The organism is Deinococcus seoulensis, from assembly GCF_014648115.1.
GTDB classification, from domain to species: Bacteria; Deinococcota; Deinococci; order Deinococcales; family Deinococcaceae; genus Deinococcus; species Deinococcus seoulensis.
This window is the reverse complement of sequence record NZ_BMQM01000080.1, coordinates 1-2,192: the sequence shown is the minus strand read 5'-3', so window position 1 is coordinate 2,192 and position 2,192 is coordinate 1. Positions and strand designations below refer to the sequence as shown.

General features: G+C 68.8%; 2 protein-coding genes, 1 pseudogene and 1 riboswitch. All 3 genes and pseudogenes read right to left on the bottom strand.

All coding sequences use genetic code 11. The features are described from left to right. Positions 1-64 precede the first annotated feature (64 nt). Positions 65-271 (bottom strand): annotated as a pseudogene (locus tag IEY70_RS20740) (nucleotide-binding protein); the annotation flags it as partial. 30 nt (positions 272-301) lie between these two features. Beyond that, positions 302-925 (bottom strand): cob(I)yrinic acid a,c-diamide adenosyltransferase, encoded by a 624-nt coding sequence (gene cobO / locus IEY70_RS20735; RefSeq protein ID WP_189066927.1) that lies wholly within the window; start codon positions 923-925, stop codon positions 302-304. Next, positions 922-1,764, bottom strand: a complete 843-nt coding sequence (locus IEY70_RS20730; RefSeq protein WP_189066928.1) for an ABC transporter substrate-binding protein — start codon at positions 1,762-1,764, stop codon at positions 922-924. Before IEY70_RS20730 ends, cobO begins: the two co-directional genes overlap by 4 nt. A 239-nt stretch (positions 1,765-2,003) precedes the next feature. Next, positions 2,004-2,131: riboswitch (cobalamin riboswitch) on the bottom strand. Between the last annotated feature and the right edge of the window lie 61 nt (positions 2,132-2,192).

The window sequence follows — 2,192 nt, the reverse complement described above, 5'->3', positions numbered from 1 at the left end:
AGAGGAGCGGTCAAAGGTGTCTGTTTGATGCCGCAACTATAATCTATTTAATCGGAGTCCGTATCAGTCGCTCACGCGGCAGCAGGAACGAGTCGAGGTTCCGCGCGTCCCGCCCAGCCGCGCGGGTCAGGTGCGTAGGGTCCAGGTAATCCGGCCCCAGCTTGAACGGCTGCACGCGCAGCCCACGGGCACCCAGGGCGAGGCACAGCAGCGAGGCGACAGTCGTCTTGCCGCTGCCGGAGTGCGCGGCGGCGATCACCAGCCGGGGCATGACGGGCACGCTGTCTCGGTGCGGCACGCCCTAGTACTCGATGCCGGTCTGCGCGCCGATACCCGCCTCGTAGGCGTGCTTGACGGGCCGGATCTCGCTGACCGTGTCGGCCAGGGCGATCAGTTCCGGCAGGGCGTCCCGCCCGGTCACGACCACGTGCAGAAGCGGGTCACGCGCCCGCAGGACCGCCTCGACCTCCGGCCAGGGCACCCAACCGTACGTCAGGGCGTACGTGAACTCGTCCAGCACGATCAGGTCGTGCTCGCCGCTCTCGATGGCGGCGCGGGCCAGGGACCAGCCGTGCGCGGCCATCGCGGCGCTGTTCTCCAGGTCCTTCGAGCGCCACGTGAACCCGTCACCCAGCCCCTCGTACGGCACGCCCAGCACGTCCAGGGTGCGGTGCTCGCCGAATTTGGCGCTCTCGTGCTTCAGAAACTGGAACATCCGCACGCGCAGGCCCCGGCCGTGGGCGCGCAGCATCAGGCCCAGCGCGGCGGTGGTCTTACCCTTGCCGTTCCCGGTGTTCACGATCAGCAGGCCCCGGCGGCCCCGGCTGACGCCTTCAGCCTTGCGGTGCGCGTCACGGGCCGCCGCGAGTTCCTGCATGGCCCTCTCGCGCCGCTCGCGGGTGGCCGGGTCCAGTTCCGCCGTCATTTCAGGGCCTCCGGGTGAATGAAGCGGATCAGGGCGCGCAGCGCGTCCGGCAGGCGCGGCCCCGGACGGCTCAGGGCGTCACGTTCCTCCGGCGTGGGCGCAAAAACCCGCCCCGCCTTCACGGCCTGCAGTCCGGCCCAGCCGGGACGCCGGCGGGCGTCGTCGAGGGTCAGGCCGATCATCACCTGCGGGTTGCTGTTCACGATCCGTTCCGGGTCGAGTTTCGGGAAGTCGCCCAGCGCGGCCGGCACGATGGTCTGCCCGCCCGCCCTGGCGATCAGCGCCCCGATGAACGAGTTCGGCCCGACCGAGTACGGGCTGGGGTCGATCTCGTAGTACATGCTGACCTTCGGGAGGCGCAGCACGCTGGCCTGCAGTGCGTTCAGCTCGGCGCGCATGGACGTGGTCAGCCGCGTGGCTCCGGCCTCGTGGTTGGTCAGTTTGCCGATCACCGCGATCTTCTCGAACACCTCGTTGAAGGTCTGCCCGGTGCCGCCGTACACGGTCAGGCCCGCCTGCGCGAGCTTCTCGGTCAGGCGCGACCCGCTGGACTCGTCGGCCAGCACCAGGTCGGGTTTCAGGGCCACGATCGCCTCAAGGTCCGGCTGGTAGGCACTGCCGACCTTCGGAAGCCTGTCCACGGCGGCCTTCGGGTAGTTGCTGAAGCGGTCGACCGCGATCAACTGCGCGCCGGCCCCGATGGCGATCAGCGTCTCGGTGTGGCTGGGCAGCATGGACACGATGCGGCGCGGCTGGGCGTTCAGGGTGACGCGGCGGCCCAGGTCGTCCGTGACGGTCAGCGGGTAGGTGGTGGCCGAGGCGCTCTGCATGGCGCCCATGAAGGCGGCGATCAGCAGGGCAGCGCCGGGACGGGAGGGGCGGAAAGTCAGGTGGGACATGGGAGGAACTCCAGTGCGTACTGGGACGGCAGCGGGGAGCGGGCGCACAGCATGAAAAACCCGCTCCAGCCGGGGGCCAGAGCGGGAACACACGTGGGCAGGCCCACGGCTGGGTTCAGGGTCACTCATGTCACGGCCCTCTGACGGCGAGAGGTGCCACGTACGCGCCGACAATCGGCGTGAACGGGCGTCCCTGAGAGGCATTCGGGCTCACCACGATCCAGTGCTTCGACTGGCTGGCATACCGCTGCGCGACAGCGCCGGATTCTCACCGGACTTCCCCTACCTCAGGTGCCGCCCAGCCTAAGTACAGCGCATTTAAGATTCAGATAAATCGAGTTCCGAGAATCTTGAGACCCGTCAGCAGA

Coding starts and splice junctions, on each gene's coding strand:
- cobO (WP_189066927.1), bottom strand. CDS start 925: ATGACGGCGGAACTGGACCCGGCCACCCGCGAGCGGCGCGAGAGGGCC.
- IEY70_RS20730 (WP_189066928.1), bottom strand. CDS start 1,764: ATGGGCGCCATGCAGAGCGCCTCGGCCACCACCTACCCGCTGACCGTC.